A 16,192-nucleotide genomic window follows, 5' to 3' on the forward strand; every position below is an offset into this window, starting at 1 on the left:
AATCATGCAAAATTGGAATTTAAGTGTATTATTTAAAGATGAGCAAGAATTAAATGTGTTTTTGCAAAACACCCAAGAAGAAGCTTATAATTTTAAAAAACAATATGAAAACCAACTACACCATCTAAGCGTTGAAGTTTTTTTACAAGCTTTAAAAGATTACGAAACATTAATTTTAAAGCTTTCTCATATATTAACTTATGTATATTTAAATTTTGCTCAAGATACTACCCAAGGTGCTTTTTATGCAAAATACGAAAATCTAAGCAAAAAAATAGAAGAAAATCTTTTATTTTTTGAACTTGAATTTTGCGAACTTAAAGATGAACAAAGTCAAGCTTTTATTGCTTTTTGCAAGGGTTATGAATTTTATCTAAACAATCTCATCTTACACAAAAAACACAATCTTTCTAAAAAAGAAGAAAGAGTTATCCTTGCTTTATCAAGCACGGGATCTAACGCTTTTGCAAGATTATTTGATGAAACTTTTAGTGCTTTAAAATTTAACTTTGAAGGACAAAAACTAAGCGAAGAAGAAATTTTAAGCAAACTTTACCACCCTGATAGAAGCATTAGAAAAAAAGCTTCAAAGTGTTTTAGTAAAACCTTAAAAAAACAAAACAAGCTTTTAGTATATATTTTCAATATGATCAAAACTGAACTTGCTAGTATTTGCGAGCTAAGGTCCTATGAGAGTCCAGAAAGCTCAAGACATATGAGAAATCAAATTTCTAAAAAAAGCGTTGATGCGCTTATTTGCGCAAGTGAAAATAGTTTTGACATTGTCTCTAAATTTTACAATGCAAAGAAAAAAATCTTAGGTTATAAAAAATTAAAAGACTATGATCGTTATGCACCTATTGGCAAGGAAATGCAAATTGATTTTAATCAAGCAAAAGACATTGTTTTAGAAGCTTTTAAAAACTTTTCTTGTGATTTTTATAAGATCGCTAAAGATGCTTTTGATAATCATTGGATTGATGTATATCCTAAAGAATTTAAACAAAGTGGAGCATTTTCTCACTCAAGCACTCCTCTAAGCCACCCTTTTATACTTTTAAACTATACCAACCAAAGACGCGATCTTTTTACTTTGGCTCACGAGCTTGGCCACACCATACACCAAAAACTTTCCTATAAAGTAAGTTTTTTAAATCAAGACACGCCTTTAACCACAGCAGAAACCGCTTCTGTTTTTGCTGAGATGTTGATTTTTGATCACATTAAAGAAAATTTAAACAAAGAAGAACTTTTATCTTTATATGCAGCAAAAATCGAAGACATTTTCGCCACACTTTATAGGCAAATTAACTTTACCACCTTTGAACGTAGGTTTCATGCCAAAAAAGAAGAACTTAGCGCCGATGAATTAAGTCAAATCTGGCTTGAAGAATCAAGAAAAATGTTTCAAGATAGCGTGATTTTAACCAAAAACTATGGTCTTTGGTATTCTTATATACCACATTTTATTCATTCTCCATTTTACTGCTATGCATATGCATATGCACAACTTTTGGTTTTAGCGCTTTATGGTCTATATAAAAGTGAAAAATGCACCGATTTTACTTCGATTTATATTGATTTTTTAAGTAGCGGTGGAAGCAAAAGTCCAAAAGAGCTTGTGGCTATGTTTGGTTTTGATATTGAAAGTGATGAATTTTGGAATATAGGCCTAGAGCAAGTTAGAAAACTAGTAGATGAATTTTTAAGGTTGAGCAATGATTGATAAAATACTAAATAACAAAACTTTTATAGACTTAATGCAAAAAAGCATTTATGAGTGTCTGCAAATTTTAATTCAAGAAGATATTGAATTTAACATTATTGTCAATACCAAGTTTGTCACTCTAGAGCCTCCTTTACCACAAGATTTAGATGTAGTGAGTAAAAATCCTTATTGTGTTTTTGCGCTTGGTGGCTATACTTTTAAATCCATAGTTTTAAACAAAGAACATATTGAATTTCATGCAGGCTTTGGACCAGATGATTTTGCAACCTTTGTAAAAGTAGATTTGGGCGCAATTACCCAAATTCAAGTTGAAGATAATATCATCTTTGTTAATTTTTCTAATTATTTTAAAAAACAAAGCGAGCAAAAACTTAAAGAAAAGTCTATGAATGCTTTTTTAAACAATCCCAACAATAAAGACTTATTAAAAAGATGAATTTTTTCGAAGGATTAAACGATAGTCAAAAAGAAGCCATCATGCACATTGATGGAGCTATGCTTATTTTAGCAGGTGCGGGTAGTGGTAAGACTAAAACTATAACCACTAGACTTGCTTATTTAATTGACCATGTGGGTATTCCTGCACAAAATACCCTTACACTAACTTTCACCAATAAAGCTGCTAATGTGATGAAAACTAGAGCATTGGCACTTTTACAAGATCAAAATTTACACAATCCTCTTTTGTGTACTTTTCATAAATTTGGCTTATTATTTTTAAGGCTTTATAGTGAAAGAATTGCTAGAGCAAATAATTTTGTCATCATCGACACAGATGATAAAAAGAAAATTTTAAAAGACCTAGCAAATGAAAATCTTAAAAATTCCCTAGCAAGCATTGGGGCTTATATTTCTAACTTTAAAAACCAAAGCAAAAGCGCTCAAGAAATTCGCAAGGAATTAGAATTTTTAAAAGATGAAAAAAATAAAAATCACGAAGAGATCATTTATCTTTACGAGCAATATGAAAATTTTTTAATCCAAAATAATTTTATGGATTTTGATGATTTACTCATGTTGACCAACAAAATTTTAGAAGATGAACAATTTGCAAAAGAACAAAGCCAAAAGTACAACTACATCACAGTAGATGAGTATCAAGATACCAACACTTTACAATATCAAATTCTAAAAAAACTTTGCACATCTCATGAAAACATCTGTGTAGTAGGTGATGATGATCAAAGTATTTATGGTTGGCGCGGAGCCAAAATAGAAAATATTTTAAATTTTAAAGAACAGTTTAATAATGTAAAATTAGTCAAACTAGAACAAAATTACCGCTCAACTAGTGCTATTTTACAAGCCGCAAATGAACTAATAGAACACAATAGAAAAAGACTAGGAAAAACTTTAATCTGCACCAAAGATGAAGGCGAAGAAATTACAATTTTACAAAACGATGATGAAAAGATTGAAAGTTTTAAAGTCGCAAGAGAAGTTTCAAAACTCTTAAGCTCAGGCGTTAATCCAAGTGAAATCGCCATACTTTATAGAGTAAATGCATTATCTCGCGCCCTTGAAGAAGCTTTTAGTAAAGAAAAAATTCCTTTTAAATTACTAAGCGGAATTCGTTTTTATGAAAGAGCTGAAATTAAAGACATTATTTCTTATTTAAGATTACTTTCAAATTTAAATGATGATTATTCTTTTAAGCGCATTATCAATCGCCCAAAAAGAAATTTTGGTAATGCAAGCTTAGAAAAACTAGAAAATTATGCTAAAGAAAATCATTTATCTTTGTTTGAAAGCTTATGCGCTTTACAAGGAAGTGGCTTTTTTAGTAAAAAAACCGATAATGAATTAGAAAAGTTCATACTAAGCATACATAAAATCAAAGAAAAAGATGATATGCTTGGAATGATTTTAGCTTTAGAAGATGAATTTAAGATTAAAGAATTTTATAAAGATAATCCAGAAGGGGAAGACAAGCTTTTAAATATAGATGAGCTTTATGCAAATTTAAAAGACAAAATCACTCATGGTAACTACAATGGCTTAGATGATATTTTAAATGAAATTTCTTTATTAAACGAGCAAGATGGATTAGATAAAGAAAGCATTTGTATCATGAGTATCCATGCAAGCAAGGGGTTGGAATTTGATCATGTTTTTATCATAGGATTAGAAGAAGGTTTTTTCCCGCTTACTAGCGAATCAAGCAATATAGAAGAAGAAAGAAGGCTAGCCTATGTGGCAATCACTAGAGCTAAGAAAAAACTTTATTTAAGTTACGCTAATTCTAGATTTTACAAAGGAAGTCGTACAAGATTAGAAAAAAGTAGATTTTTTGGCGAAAGCAATGTGATCAAAAAAGAACTAACCTTAGATCATCAAAAAAATTGTTATAAAAAAGGAGATTTAATTAAACATAAAATTTTTGGCATAGGTAGGGTTACAGGAGTAAGTAAAATAGGAGCCGAAGAAAAACTTACAATCAATTTTGGAGGCATAGAAAGAATGATAATGTCAAGTTTTGTGGAAAAAGTGATATGAATAAACTTTTTGTAGCATATAAACCAAGCGGCGTGAGCTCTAATGCTTTTTTAAGCAAACTCAAAAAAAAATATAAAAACAAAAAAGCAGGTTTTTCAGGAACACTTGATCCTTTTGCAAAAGGTGTTTTACTTATAGCTTTTGATCAATATACAAAACTATTTCGTTTTTTTGATAAAAATCCAAAAGTTTACAAAGCTACACTTTGGCTAGGTGTACATTCGCTAAGTCTTGATAATCAAAACATCAAAGAAATCAACCTTATCAGTGCTTTTGATGAGAAGGTTTTAGAACAAATTAAAAACGAATTATTGGGAAAAGTGAGCTATACCCCACCTGCATATTGTGCAAAAAAAATCAACGGCGTACGCTCATATGAACTTGCAAAAAAAGGCTTTGAGGTTAATCTAAAACCATGCGTTATGGAAATTTTTTACACTAAAATTTTACATTACAACCACCCTTTTTTAACTATAGAAATAGCAGTTAGCGAGGGTTCTTATATACGCTCTTATTGTGAGTTATTTGCTAGAAAACTTGGCATCAAGGCTACGCTTAGCTCGCTTGAACGTCTAAGCGAAGGAAGATTTTTTTACGAAAATGAAAAAGAATTAAATCCTTTAGCTTATTTAAATCTTAGAAAAAATACGATAAAATATCCCCAAAAATTACACAATGGACAAAAAATATTTTTGGACGATTTAGAAATTCAAGAAGAAGGTAGCTATATTTTAGAAGAAAAAGATTTTTTTTCTATCATTTCTATCCAAGATAATCAAGTGCAATATTATTTAAATAAGGTATTAAAATGTTAATTTTATCAAGAAAAGAAAATGAAAGTATAAAAATCGGAGATGATATAGAAATCAAAGTAGTTCAAACAGGTAAAGGTTATGCCAAAATAGGCATAGAAGCACCAAAATCTTTAATGATACTACGCAAAGAACTTATTGAGCAAGTAAAGAGTGAAAACTTACATGCAATCAGCGATGAATCTATAAAGCTTGATGACCTAAGCAAAAAGCTTAAAAAATGAAAGCTTACGCTAAAGCAAATATTTTTTTAAAAATCATAGGGTTTGATTCAAGATCTTATCATTTGCTACAGTCACGCTTTGTTTTATTAAAAGATATCTTTGATGAGCTAAGCTTTAGTGATGAAAAATCCAAAGAAGGTTTTGAGATTATTGGAAATTTTACCCAAGATACCATCCTTCACAAAACTTATAAAGCATTAGCAGATCTGGGTTTTTCAAACGAACTCAATGAGTTTTTCAAAAATAAAAGTTTAAAACTTATCAAAAATATACCTATAGGTGGTGGTCTTGGTGGAAGTAGCACTGATGCAGTTGCTTTTTTATTAATGATCAATGAGGCTTTAAATTTAAAACTCAACCAATCACAACTTGAACAAATCTGCCAAAAACTTGGATCTGATTTGGTCTTTTTCTTAAGTGGTTATGAAAGTGCGAATGTCAGTGGGTGCGGAGAAATTGTAGAGTATTTTGAAGATGATTTAAACCAACTTGAGTTTACCTTTCCAGCTATTGAGTGTTCAAGTGCAAAAGTATATCGTGCTTTTGACGAGGGCCATTATGATTTAAATTTAAATGCAAAATTAGCTCGTGATTTTAAAACACTAAAAACAAGCGAACTTTTAAGCTATAAAAATACTGATTTAAATGATTTGTTTGCTCCTTGTGTAAAAATTTATCCTAAAATGCAAAGATTTCTTGATGAGGCTTATTTTTTAAGTGGAAGTGGAAGTGGAGTTTTTAAGGCTAAATGATGAAAAAAACTATAGTAAAAAACAAAAAAGCTTTTTTTGATTATGAAATTTTAGAAAAATTTGAAGCAGGCTTGGTACTAAAAGGTTCTGAAGTTGTTGCTTTAAGAGCTTCAAGAGCTAATTTAAAAGATTCTTTTGTGCGTATTATTAAGGGTGAAATTTTTTTACTCAATGCACACATTTCTCATCTTAGCACCACTCATTCTTTTTATAAGCATGATGAAAAAGGCGTAAGAAAACTTCTAATGCATAAAAAGCAAATCGATAGACTTTTTGGGAAAATTAGCACCCAAGGCTTCACTATAGTACCCCTAGAGCTTTATTTTAATGAAAAAAACAAAGTAAAAGCCTTAATCGCTCTAGCAAAAGGTAAAAATTTACACGATAAAAGAGAAAGCCTAAAGAAAAAACAAGCAGATCTTGAAGCAAGAGCTGCAATGAAAAATCATTACTAACAAAGGACACAAATGAAAAAAATTACTTATTTAATTTTGACCTTCGCCTTTGCATTATTTATAAACGCTTGCTCAAGCGAAGAAAAAATCGAAAATGATTTTGCTTTCACCGAATACAAAAAAGGTGATGAAATTCTTTTAAAAAGCGTTAATGGCGGTGAGAAAACTTTAGCAAGAACCCAAAATGGCTTTATAGTAAAAGGAGAAGAACGCAAAATTTTAATGTTTGATTTTTTTGGAACCTTTTGCACTCCATGTCAAGAAGAAGCACCTCATCTTACAAGCTTGTGGCAAAAAAATACAGATCATTTTATCATCATAGGGCTAAGTCATTTTGAAAATGTAAGCGATCAAACTGTAAAAGATTTTGCTATCAAATATGGAGCTTATTATTTTTTAAGCAACTCAAAAGAAAATAACAGAATTGTTGCGCAAGCCTTAAAAGATATCAATTACCAAAGCATGGAACAACTTCCCTTTAAAGTGGTTTTAAAAGATGGGGTTTATCAGGATTTGACAGACTTTTGGAATAAAGACTCAAAAAACTTTGTAAAATATTATCTTGGCAAGGTTTCAACTCAAACTATGCAAGAAGACATCACTAGGATATTAAATGAGTCTAAAAAGTGAAATTTTAGAACAGCAAAAACTAGCAGAACCTAAAATGTTTAAGGTTTTGCTTTTAAATGATGATGTAACAACCATGGATTTTGTGATTGAAATTTTAATGAATGTTTTTCATCATGACTTTGAAAAAGCTAGTGCAATTATGCTTGAAATTCACCATCAAGGTAGTGGGGTTTGTGGTGTATATACAGAAGAAATCGCATTAAGCAAAAAACAACAAGTTGACATAGCAGCAAAGAATAATAACTTTCCACTCCAAACAAGGATAGAAGAACAATGAAATATAAAGAATTAATTGATTCATTTATACCCAATGCAAGACATTTAAGCTTTATCAATCACCATGAATTTATCACTTGCGAACACTTACTTTTTGCTTTGGTTAAACTTAGCAATGATTTTAAGAATTTACTAGAAGAAATTGGAGATGGTGATTTACAAGGCTTTGAAAATGAATTAAAAAACTACTTAGCCAAAAACAATGAAATTTTGAAAAAAGAAATAGAACCTACTTTCTCTGTAATCTTAGAAAGTATCTTACACAAACTTAACGCAAAAAATCAAAATACAGTAATTGACTTCATCATTGCGCTTTGCAAAGAAGAAAAAGCTTATTCATATAATATTCTCAAAAAACACTTCATCGAGGAAGAAAAAATACACGAATTATTACAAAGTGCAGAATTTGAAAATTTAAAAGCCCACACCATAGAATTAGTTGAACTTGCAAAAAATGGCAAAATAGACCCGGTTATAGGTAGAAAATTTGAGCTAGAAAGAATGATGCAAATTCTAAGTCGACGTAAAAAAAACAATCCTATTTTAGTAGGTGAACCAGGGGTTGGCAAAAGTGCTGTTATTGATGGTTTAGCACTAGCCATAGCAGAAGAAAAAGTACCTAAACACTTAAAAAATTCAAAAATTTATAGTCTTGATATGGCAAGTTTGCTTTCAGGAACAAAATACAGGGGAGATTTTGAAAAAAGGTTAAAAGATATCATAAAAGAATTAGAAAATATCCCTAATGCGATTTTGTTTATAGATGAAATTCACACCATAGTAGGAACAGGAGCAAGCAACGAAAGCCATGCTGATATGTCAAATTTACTAAAACCTGCATTAAGCAATGGTAATATCAAATGTATCGGTGCAACTACCTTTATAGAGTACAAAAACACCTTTGACAAAAACAAAGCTCTAAGTCGAAGATTTGCAAAAATTGACATAGATGAACCAAGCGAAGCAGAATGTTTTCTAATCTTACAAGGTTTAAGAACTAAATATGAAAATTTTCATAAAATCAAAATCAGTGATGAAATTTTACAAACAAGTATAAAACTAGCAAAGCAATTTTTACACGATAAGTTTTTGCCAGATAGTGCTATTGATTTAATCGATGAGCTTGGGGCAAGTTTTGCTTTAGAAGATAAAAAAAGTAAAAAAATAGTAAAAACAAAGGACTTGGAAAATACCTTAGCAAGAATGACGCATTCGCACAAAATTTACGAAAGTGATCAAGGAAAAATTCTAAAAAATCTAGAATCTAATTTAAAGCAAAATATCCTTGGACAAGATGAGGCTATTAAAGCTTTATGTTCTATTTTAAAACAAAGCTATGCAGGATTAAAAGGCAAAAACACCCCAAAAGGCGTATTTTTATTTACCGGTTCAAGCGGAGTGGGTAAGACTGAATTAGCTAAAAATTTAGCACAAATTTTAAATCTTAATCTTGAAAGATTTGATATGAGCGAATACTCGCAAAAACACGATGTAAGCAAGCTCATAGGAACTTCTGCAGGTTATGTGGGTTATGAAGATGGGGGGTTGCTTAGCAATAGCATTAGAAAAAACCCTTTTAGTGTAGTTTTGTTTGATGAGATAGAAAAAGCCCACCCTGATCTAACTAACACCTTTTTGCAAATTTTTGACAATGCAAGCCTAACTGATAATAGCGGCTTAAAAGCTGATTTTAAAAACGCCATTATCATTATGACTTCTAATTTAGGTCTAAAAGAAAACAATGAATTAGGATTTTTAAGTAGTGATAAAGAAAAAAGCAATAAAGCTATAAAAGATTTCTTTGCACCTGAATTTATCAACCGTATAGATAAAATCATTCATTTTAATGATCTAAACCAAACAATTTTAGAACAAATAGTCCAAAAAGAACTTGATTTAATGGCGCAAAATTTAAATAACATCACAATACAAGCTGATAAAAATGTCAAAGAATTTCTTGCTAAAAAAACCAACAATAAAGAATTTGGAGTAAGGTTGTTAAAACGTATTATCGCGGAAGAATTGGGCGAGAGATTAAGTGATGAAATTTTATTTGGAAGATTAAAAAATGGCGGTGTTTTAAAACTCAAACTTACGAAAAATGAAAAAATCGATTTTGTATTCTGAGCTTTTAAAAAGCCCTGATGATGCGCCTGTTTTTATTAGCAAAAAACTAGAGCCCAATTTCCTACCCTATGCCTATAGCCTAGGGCTTTTTCCTTGGACTAGCAACCCTGTAACTTGGTGGTGTCCTTCACCTAGAATGGTGCTTTACCCTGATGAAGTTCGTATACAAAAAAGCATCAAAAAAGCTCTAAAAAGTTATGAAATAAAACTTGATTTTAATTTTAACTCACTCATAAAGTACTGTGCTTTGAGAAAAAAAACATGGATAAGTCAAGAATTTATAGAAGTTTACACTCAGCTTTTTGAACAAAACTTAGCCCATAGTGTTGAAGTGTATGAAGATGGTGTTTTAATTGGTGGTTTATACGGGCTTATCATAGGTAAAATGTTTTTTGGTGAAAGCATGATTAGCTTAAAAAAAGATGCCTCAAAAGTAGCTTTAATAAAGCTTTGTGAAATTTTAAAACCTTATGATTTTTTAATAGACTGCCAGGTACCCAATGAACATTTAAAATTTATGGGTGCAAAAGAAATGATAAAAAAAGATTTTTTAAAAACACTAGAAAACAAAGTTTCACTTGAAAGTGGCTTTAAAAATTTTAAAAATTTACTATAAAAAGATATACTTATAAATATACAAAAAAGCTAAATATTTTGGAATGATTTTTGCTTTTAGTCTATAAAAGCTTTATTTAAAGGAAAAAACATGATAAGCCCTTTTAAGTCAAAAGAACTTATTGTTGATGCTTTAGCAGGAAGAAACCTAAGAAGTCAAATGATTAGTTCTAACCTTGCAAATGTTGACACTCCTTTTTATAAAGCAAGAGATATAGAATTTGAAACTGCTTTGGTTAATAGAGCAAATGAAATTTTCAAAAAGAAAGATAAAAACGAGCTTGAACTAGCAAGTACAAATGCAAATCATCAAAAACCTTGGAAATTTCCAGATCCTAACAAATCAACTATTTATTTAAGAGATGGACATTTAGCAAGAAATGATGCAAATACAGTAGATCTTGATGTAGAAACTACCGAAATGAGTAAAAATACTATGATGATTACTGCTTTAGATGGTGTTTTAAGAAGACAAAGTAATATTTTTTCAACCATCATAGATACAAGCTCTAAATTAGGCTAGGAGAAAAATAATGGCTTATTTAAGTGATTTTGATATTAGCGGATACGGACTTAGTGCACAACGTTTTAGAATGAATGTGATTAGCTCAAACATAGCTAATGCCAATACTACTAGAACAGCTGAGGGCGGTCCATATAGAAGAAGAGAAGTGATTTTTAAAGCAACTGATTTTAATGAATTACTAAACAAGCAAATCGCTAAAGACAATAATTTTTTAGAATATGAAAATCCTTTAAATGATCCAGCTTCTCCAAAAGATGCAAAACCTGCTATAATGAGCGTAGTAGTGGATAAAGTTGTAAGAGATGATAAAGATTTCCGTATGAAATTTGACCCATCTCACCCAGATGCAAATGAACAAGGATATGTTGCTTTTCCAAATATAAACCCAGTGATTGAAATGGCCGATTTAATAGAAGCAACAAGAGCCTATCAAGCAAATGTAAGTGCTTTTACTAGCACAAAAACCATAGCACAAAGTGCGATAGATTTATTAAGAGGTTAATGAATGAACACTATTAATGGTATAAATCAATTTAACAATATTGGAAACAAAACCAATAATAATAATAATAATACAAATATAGGCGATGAGTTTTCAAGCTTATTGAAAAATTCAATCAACGACCTTAATAAAACCCAAGAAACAGCTGAAGCAGCTATGGTAGATATTGCAACAGGTGAAGTCAAAGACCTACACCAAGCCGCAATAGCTATTAGTAAAGCTGAATCGAGCATGAAATTTATGCTTGAAGTTAGAAATAAGGCTATAAACGCATATAAAGAAATTTCAAGAACTCAAATATAATATATGCTTTCAAACACCATTAGAAATAGAGTTTCAAAGGTAGCTTTTGCTTTTTGTATGGCTCTGTTTTTTATGGCCTTGTTTTTACTTTCTACTTTTTTTCTTACATCAAAACGTCATATACCAAACACTCAAAAAGAACAATACTTTTCCGCTCTTAGAGGTAATATCATCACAAGTGACAATTTCACTGTCACATCAAGTAGACAAATTTATAGAGCCGAAATTGATCTAAGAAGTTTAAATCCCAACAAAAAAGAATTATTTTTAACTCTTTTTCAAATTTATAGTGGTGCAAGCGATGAGCAAATGCAAGACATAAAAAAAAGAATGCTGTCTAAGAAAAAAAGAGGTTATAATTTTATATTATTACAAAATATCAACTCTAAAGATGCAAGTTATTTAAAAGAACTTTCTAAAAAACTTTACACTCAAGGTTTTTTCAAATCCTTTACCAATAGCAATGGCAGGGTTGAAACTAGAGGTCTTGACATCATCGAACACAAAGAAGATCGCGTATATATGCCCAAAGACTCACTAACACCCGTTATTGGTTATACAAGAACTTATATAGATGAACAAAGTGAAATTTTTAAAAATGTAGGCATTAAAGGCTTAGAAAAATCTTACGATGAATGCTTAAGTCCTTTGCAAAATGCAAAAATTCAAGGTTTAAGAGATATAGGTGGCAATATTATCTTAAATTTACATTCTTATGAACAACGCAAAATAGATGGATGTGATTTATATCTTAACATCTCTTTAAAATTACAAAAAGGTTTGGAAAAAGCAATTGATAAGAGAAATGAGGACCTAAAAGCCAATGAAATCATTGTGGCTATCATGGAAAGTAATAGCGGAAAAATTCTAGCACTAGCTAGCTCAAGAAGATATGATCCTCAAAACCGCGGAAAAGATCTTTCTGTACTTAATGCAAGTGCAATAGAGTATGGCTACGAAGCTGGATCTGTAATTAAACCTTTTATATTTACCACCGCATTAATGCTAGATAAAATTAAAGTCGATGAAATCATTGACACACAGGGTGGTCAATACAAACTTGGTCGTTTTACCATACGCGATGACCACAAGAAAAATAAAATGAGCATGGAAGAGGTTATCACCTACTCTTCAAACGTTGGTATGATTAAAATCGCACAAAGACTTAGTAATTTTGAAATCGTTTCAGGTCTTAGAATTTTCCGCTTTGGGGAAAAAAGCGGTATTGATCTCCCTTATGAACAAAAAGGAGAAATTCCTAACCCTAAAAGACTAAGAGAGGTTGAAAAGTCTGTTTTAAGCTATGGATATGGACTAAAAACTACTTTTATACAACTTTTAGCTGCCTACAATGTATTTAATAACAACGGTGTTTATATCACCCCGCAAATTGCCAACAAAATTTATCAAGATGGACGCTGGATTAAACTTGATGAAGAAGCTAAAAAAGAAAAAATTCTCTCAAGTAAAGCAGCTAAAGCAATGCAACAAATTTTAATCAACGTAATAGAAAAAGGAACAGGTCAAAAAGCGCAAACCAAAGGTATCATTATAGGTGGTAAAACAGGTACTGCAAGGATTGCTGAAAGAAAAGGTTATACTTCAAATCGCTACAATGCTTCATTCTTTGGTTTTGCAAATGATGAAACGCATAATTACACCATAGGGGTTTTAGTTAGACATCCAACCAAAGCTTATAGTTATTATGCTGCACAAAGTGCATTGCCTATGTTTAAAGATACAGTAAATCTTATGATCAAAGAAAGTTATTTAAAACCCATAGAAAATAAAACAACAAGCAAAGCTAGTTCAAGCAACTAGCTTTGTATTTCATTTATATCAAGATAAGCAATTTATAATAAACTCTATAAATTCCTCGCTATCGTTTGGACAAGCAACTAACTCATAATCAGATTTTGCTAGATGCCTATACTCCACACCAAGCTCAAAAATCGTTTCAGAACAATCAATACAAAAAGAGATAGGATAAATCAAAGCCTTTTGATCTAAATTTGCTAAAATATCGCTAGTATTTGGCTCAAGCCATTTTACAGGACCTAGTTTTGATTGGTATGATAAAATAACTTCATCAAATTCATTTTTAAGCTTTTCTCTTAAAATACCCACATGTTCTTGCATGTGTTTTTCATACAAGTCGCCTTTTTTTATCACAGAAACTGGCAAAGAGTGTGCAGAAAAAATCAAAACATTACAATCATACGCTTTCTTTTTCTCTAAAATATGCTTAATGATCATCGCATTGTATTTTTCATCACTATAAAAAACATCAATAATCTTGACTTTAGCTTGATTTTGTACAGATTTTAATTCACTTTGCACCACCTCTAAAGAACTAGTTACTGTTGTTTTGGAATGATGTGGATACAAAGGAAATAAAATAATTTCATCATTGCTTTTAAAGTCATATTTTGCAAAAACATCTTTTGCAAAAGGTGGCACATATAAACTAATAAAATCAAACTTATATGCTTGGTTTTTAGCATTTAACTTATCACACAGACTTTGTGTAATTTCAGTAAGAGGAGATTTTCCACCCATTTTTTCATAATTTTGTTGCATTGCTTTTAATCTTGATTTTCTTATCATATAAGCTACAAATTTTCTTAAAAATACATTTTTAATCCCTAAGATATAAGGATCATTGAACATATTTTTTAAAAAAATTTCACATTCATCTAGTTGATTCACTCCACCCATATTTAAAAAAAATACATATTTCATTTTACAACGCCTTCTAAAATTTCTTGCACTTTTAAAGCATCTTCAATGCTAGCTAAATTTTTACCATCTCCATTTAATGCTAGGTCAAAAAAAGCTTCATGCTCAGCATGCAAAGGAGAATTTTCATATAAGTTAGAAATTTTTTGCATATCAATCAACACTTCAAAATTTTTCAAATCTAGCTCATAACTGTGTTTTTTTCCTAAGACACTAATCTTTCTAGTAATATATTTAGCATTCCAGCTATCATGAATACTAGCTAAAATATCATTCAACTTCAAGCTAATCATCACCTCATCTTCTAATTTATCATGATGATGATAAGCTTTGTGAATATTTGCCTTTGAAATTGTTTCTTGACATAAAAATCTCACCAAATCAATATCATGCACACCAAGATCACTTAAAACCCCAACATCATTAATCCTATGCGGATACAAAGACAATCTCTGGATATTAATACTCACAATTTCATCATCTAAAAGCTTTTCTTTTAAAGTTAACACAGCTGGATTAAATCTTTCACAAAATCCCACCCCTACTTTGACTTTATGCTCCTTAGCTTTTTGCTGTAAAATTAAAATTTCATCAAGATTTAAAGCCAAAGGTTTTTCGATTAAAACATTTTTCACTCTAGAAAAAACTTTGATAGCGATATCCAAATGTGTATGAGTAGGTGTAGCGATCACAACCCCATCAAGCTTTTGTTCTAAAAATTCGTCAAAATTTTTATACACAGGGTGTATAAATTGTTCTTCATTAAAAGGATCATAAAGATAAATTTCTTTTACTCTTAAATTACGCTCAAGCTCTCTTAAGTGGTTTTTGCCCATTTTTCCAAGGCCTATTAGACCTATTTTCATTGAAAAGCCTCGATCACTCTAGCTTGGTGTTCTTCTTTTAAAAATGCACTCATAGGTAAAGACAAAATTTCATTACTTAAAAGTTCTGTTTTTGGCAAATCGCCTTTTTTATATGCAAGATATTCAAAGGCCTCTTGCAAATGAAGTCCTAAAGGATAATGCACTGCAGTCGGTATACCTTGATCTTGTAGTTTTTGCATCCAATCTTCTCTATTTGAAACACGCACGCTATATTGCGCCCAAGCATTCACAAAACCATCTTTTCTTGGTGGCAAAATACAATTTTTCAAATTATCATCATAAATTTGAGCTATCGCTTCTCTTTTTTTAATCTCTTCATCTAAATATTTTAATTTCACATTTAAAATAGCCGCTTGAATTGTATCAAGCCTTGCGTTTATACCAATGTACTTGTGTTTATATCTTTGCACTTGTCCATGGTTTAAATAAATTTTTATTCTTTGTGCTAATTCATCATCTTGGGTAAAAATCGCCCCACCATCTCCATAAGCTCCTAAAGGTTTTGATGGAAAAAAGCTCGTACAAGATATGTCGGCTATAGCACATGATTTTACATCTTTTTGACTAGCTCCAAAACTTTGTGCACCATCTTCTATCAAAGCAATATTATGATTTTTACAAAGTTCTTTTAAAGCAAACATATCAGGCATAAGTCCAAAAATACTCACTGCAACTAATGCTTTAGTTTTGGATGTAATTGCCTTTTGTATTTCTTCTAAACTCAAATTGTAATCTTTATAGTCAATATCTACAAAAACAGGTTTTGCGCCAATTAAAGCAACCATTTCAGCAGTAGCTATAAAAGTGAAACTTGGTACAATCACCTCATCATCCTTACCTACACCCAAAGCCATTAAAGCTAAAAATAGCGCACTTGTACCACTTGAGCAACCTATTGCGTGTTTAATGCCTACATATTGAGCTAAATTACTTTCAAATTCTTCTAATTTTGCACCCCCGATAAAAGAGGCATTTTGCAAAACATCATTAATTGCATTATCAATTTCATTTTTATAAGCATTATATTGAGCATTTAAATCAATAAAAGGGATTTTCATTGTTATAACCTTGTAAATTTAAAATAACGATTATAAGATAGTTTTACTTAATTTAAAGTAT

General features: G+C 30.6%; 18 protein-coding genes. 15 read left to right on the forward strand and 3 right to left on the reverse strand.

The window, feature by feature from the left end:
* Positions 1-4 precede the first annotated feature (4 nt).
* The 15 genes from CKA54_RS04930 (at position 5) to CKA54_RS05000 (ending at position 13,268) form a co-directional block, all read left to right on the forward strand.
* Positions 5-1,726 carry a M3 family oligoendopeptidase gene (locus tag CKA54_RS04930; RefSeq protein WP_120760447.1) on the forward strand — a complete coding sequence of 574 codons (1,722 nt, stop codon included), beginning with the start codon at positions 5-7 and terminating at the stop codon, positions 1,724-1,726.
* Entirely contained in the window at positions 1,719-2,165 is a 447-nt protein-coding gene (locus tag CKA54_RS04935; RefSeq protein WP_120760449.1) for a hypothetical protein, read from the forward strand. Before CKA54_RS04930 ends, CKA54_RS04935 begins: the two co-directional genes overlap by 8 nt.
* Entirely contained in the window at positions 2,162-4,225 is a 2,064-nt protein-coding gene (locus tag CKA54_RS04940) for an ATP-dependent helicase (protein ID WP_120760451.1), read from the forward strand. Before CKA54_RS04935 ends, CKA54_RS04940 begins: the two co-directional genes overlap by 4 nt.
* Complete coding sequence (truB, locus tag CKA54_RS04945; RefSeq protein ID WP_120760453.1) at positions 4,222-5,040, forward strand: tRNA pseudouridine(55) synthase TruB; 819 nt, start codon at positions 4,222-4,224, stop codon at positions 5,038-5,040. The genes CKA54_RS04940 and truB overlap by 4 nt, the downstream gene beginning before the upstream one ends.
* Positions 5,034-5,261 (forward strand): carbon storage regulator CsrA, encoded by a 228-nt coding sequence (csrA, locus tag CKA54_RS04950; protein WP_120760455.1) that lies wholly within the window; start codon positions 5,034-5,036, stop codon positions 5,259-5,261. Before truB ends, csrA begins: the two co-directional genes overlap by 7 nt.
* On the forward strand, positions 5,258-6,013 hold the full coding sequence (locus tag CKA54_RS04955; protein WP_120760457.1) for a 4-(cytidine 5'-diphospho)-2-C-methyl-D-erythritol kinase: 756 nt from the start codon (positions 5,258-5,260) through the stop codon (positions 6,011-6,013). Before csrA ends, CKA54_RS04955 begins: the two co-directional genes overlap by 4 nt.
* On the forward strand, positions 6,013-6,468 hold the full coding sequence (smpB, locus tag CKA54_RS04960; protein ID WP_120760458.1) for an SsrA-binding protein SmpB: 456 nt from the start codon (positions 6,013-6,015) through the stop codon (positions 6,466-6,468). Before CKA54_RS04955 ends, smpB begins: the two co-directional genes overlap by 1 nt.
* Positions 6,469-6,480: 12 nt before the next feature.
* On the forward strand, positions 6,481-7,098 hold the full coding sequence (locus CKA54_RS04965) for a thioredoxin domain-containing protein (protein ID WP_120760460.1): 618 nt from the start codon (positions 6,481-6,483) through the stop codon (positions 7,096-7,098).
* Entirely contained in the window at positions 7,082-7,375 is a 294-nt protein-coding gene (locus CKA54_RS04970; protein ID WP_039664252.1) for an ATP-dependent Clp protease adaptor ClpS, read from the forward strand. The genes CKA54_RS04965 and CKA54_RS04970 overlap by 17 nt, the downstream gene beginning before the upstream one ends.
* On the forward strand, positions 7,372-9,501 hold the full coding sequence (locus tag CKA54_RS04975; protein WP_120760462.1) for an AAA family ATPase: 2,130 nt from the start codon (positions 7,372-7,374) through the stop codon (positions 9,499-9,501). Before CKA54_RS04970 ends, CKA54_RS04975 begins: the two co-directional genes overlap by 4 nt.
* Complete coding sequence (aat, locus tag CKA54_RS04980; protein WP_120760464.1) at positions 9,476-10,117, forward strand: leucyl/phenylalanyl-tRNA--protein transferase; 642 nt, start codon at positions 9,476-9,478, stop codon at positions 10,115-10,117. The genes CKA54_RS04975 and aat overlap by 26 nt, the downstream gene beginning before the upstream one ends.
* A 90-nt stretch (positions 10,118-10,207) precedes the next feature.
* A complete protein-coding gene (flgB, locus tag CKA54_RS04985) occupies positions 10,208-10,639 on the forward strand; it encodes a flagellar basal body rod protein FlgB (protein WP_039664255.1) in 432 nt (143 codons plus the stop codon).
* A 10-nt stretch (positions 10,640-10,649) separates the two neighbouring features.
* Positions 10,650-11,144, forward strand: coding sequence for a flagellar basal body rod protein FlgC (gene flgC / locus CKA54_RS04990; RefSeq protein WP_043020000.1), 495 nt, complete (start codon positions 10,650-10,652; stop codon positions 11,142-11,144).
* Between the two features lie 3 nt (positions 11,145-11,147).
* Positions 11,148-11,447, forward strand: coding sequence for a flagellar hook-basal body complex protein FliE (gene fliE, locus CKA54_RS04995; RefSeq protein ID WP_120760465.1), 300 nt, complete (start codon positions 11,148-11,150; stop codon positions 11,445-11,447).
* A 3-nt stretch (positions 11,448-11,450) separates the two neighbouring features.
* Positions 11,451-13,268: a penicillin-binding protein 2 gene (locus CKA54_RS05000; protein WP_120760467.1), complete on the forward strand. Its 1,818-nt coding sequence runs from the start codon at positions 11,451-11,453 to the stop codon at positions 13,266-13,268.
* An 18-nt stretch (positions 13,269-13,286) separates the two neighbouring features.
* Here CKA54_RS05000 and hemH read toward each other — a convergent pair whose 3' ends face one another.
* From hemH to CKA54_RS05015, 3 genes are read right to left on the reverse strand one after another with little or no spacing between them, the layout of a single operon-like run.
* Positions 13,287-14,189 carry a ferrochelatase gene (gene hemH, locus CKA54_RS05005; protein ID WP_120760469.1) on the reverse strand — a complete coding sequence of 301 codons (903 nt, stop codon included), beginning with the start codon at positions 14,187-14,189 and terminating at the stop codon, positions 13,287-13,289.
* Positions 14,186-15,052: a Gfo/Idh/MocA family protein gene (locus CKA54_RS05010; protein WP_120760471.1), complete on the reverse strand. Its 867-nt coding sequence runs from the start codon at positions 15,050-15,052 to the stop codon at positions 14,186-14,188. Before CKA54_RS05010 ends, hemH begins: the two co-directional genes overlap by 4 nt.
* Complete coding sequence (locus CKA54_RS05015; RefSeq protein WP_253254858.1) at positions 15,049-16,125, reverse strand: DegT/DnrJ/EryC1/StrS aminotransferase family protein; 1,077 nt, start codon at positions 16,123-16,125, stop codon at positions 15,049-15,051. Before CKA54_RS05015 ends, CKA54_RS05010 begins: the two co-directional genes overlap by 4 nt.
* Positions 16,126-16,192 lie beyond the last annotated feature (67 nt).

It is taken from the genome of Campylobacter sp. P255 (assembly GCF_003627915.1).
Classification (GTDB): Bacteria; Campylobacterota; Campylobacteria; order Campylobacterales; family Campylobacteraceae; genus Campylobacter_D.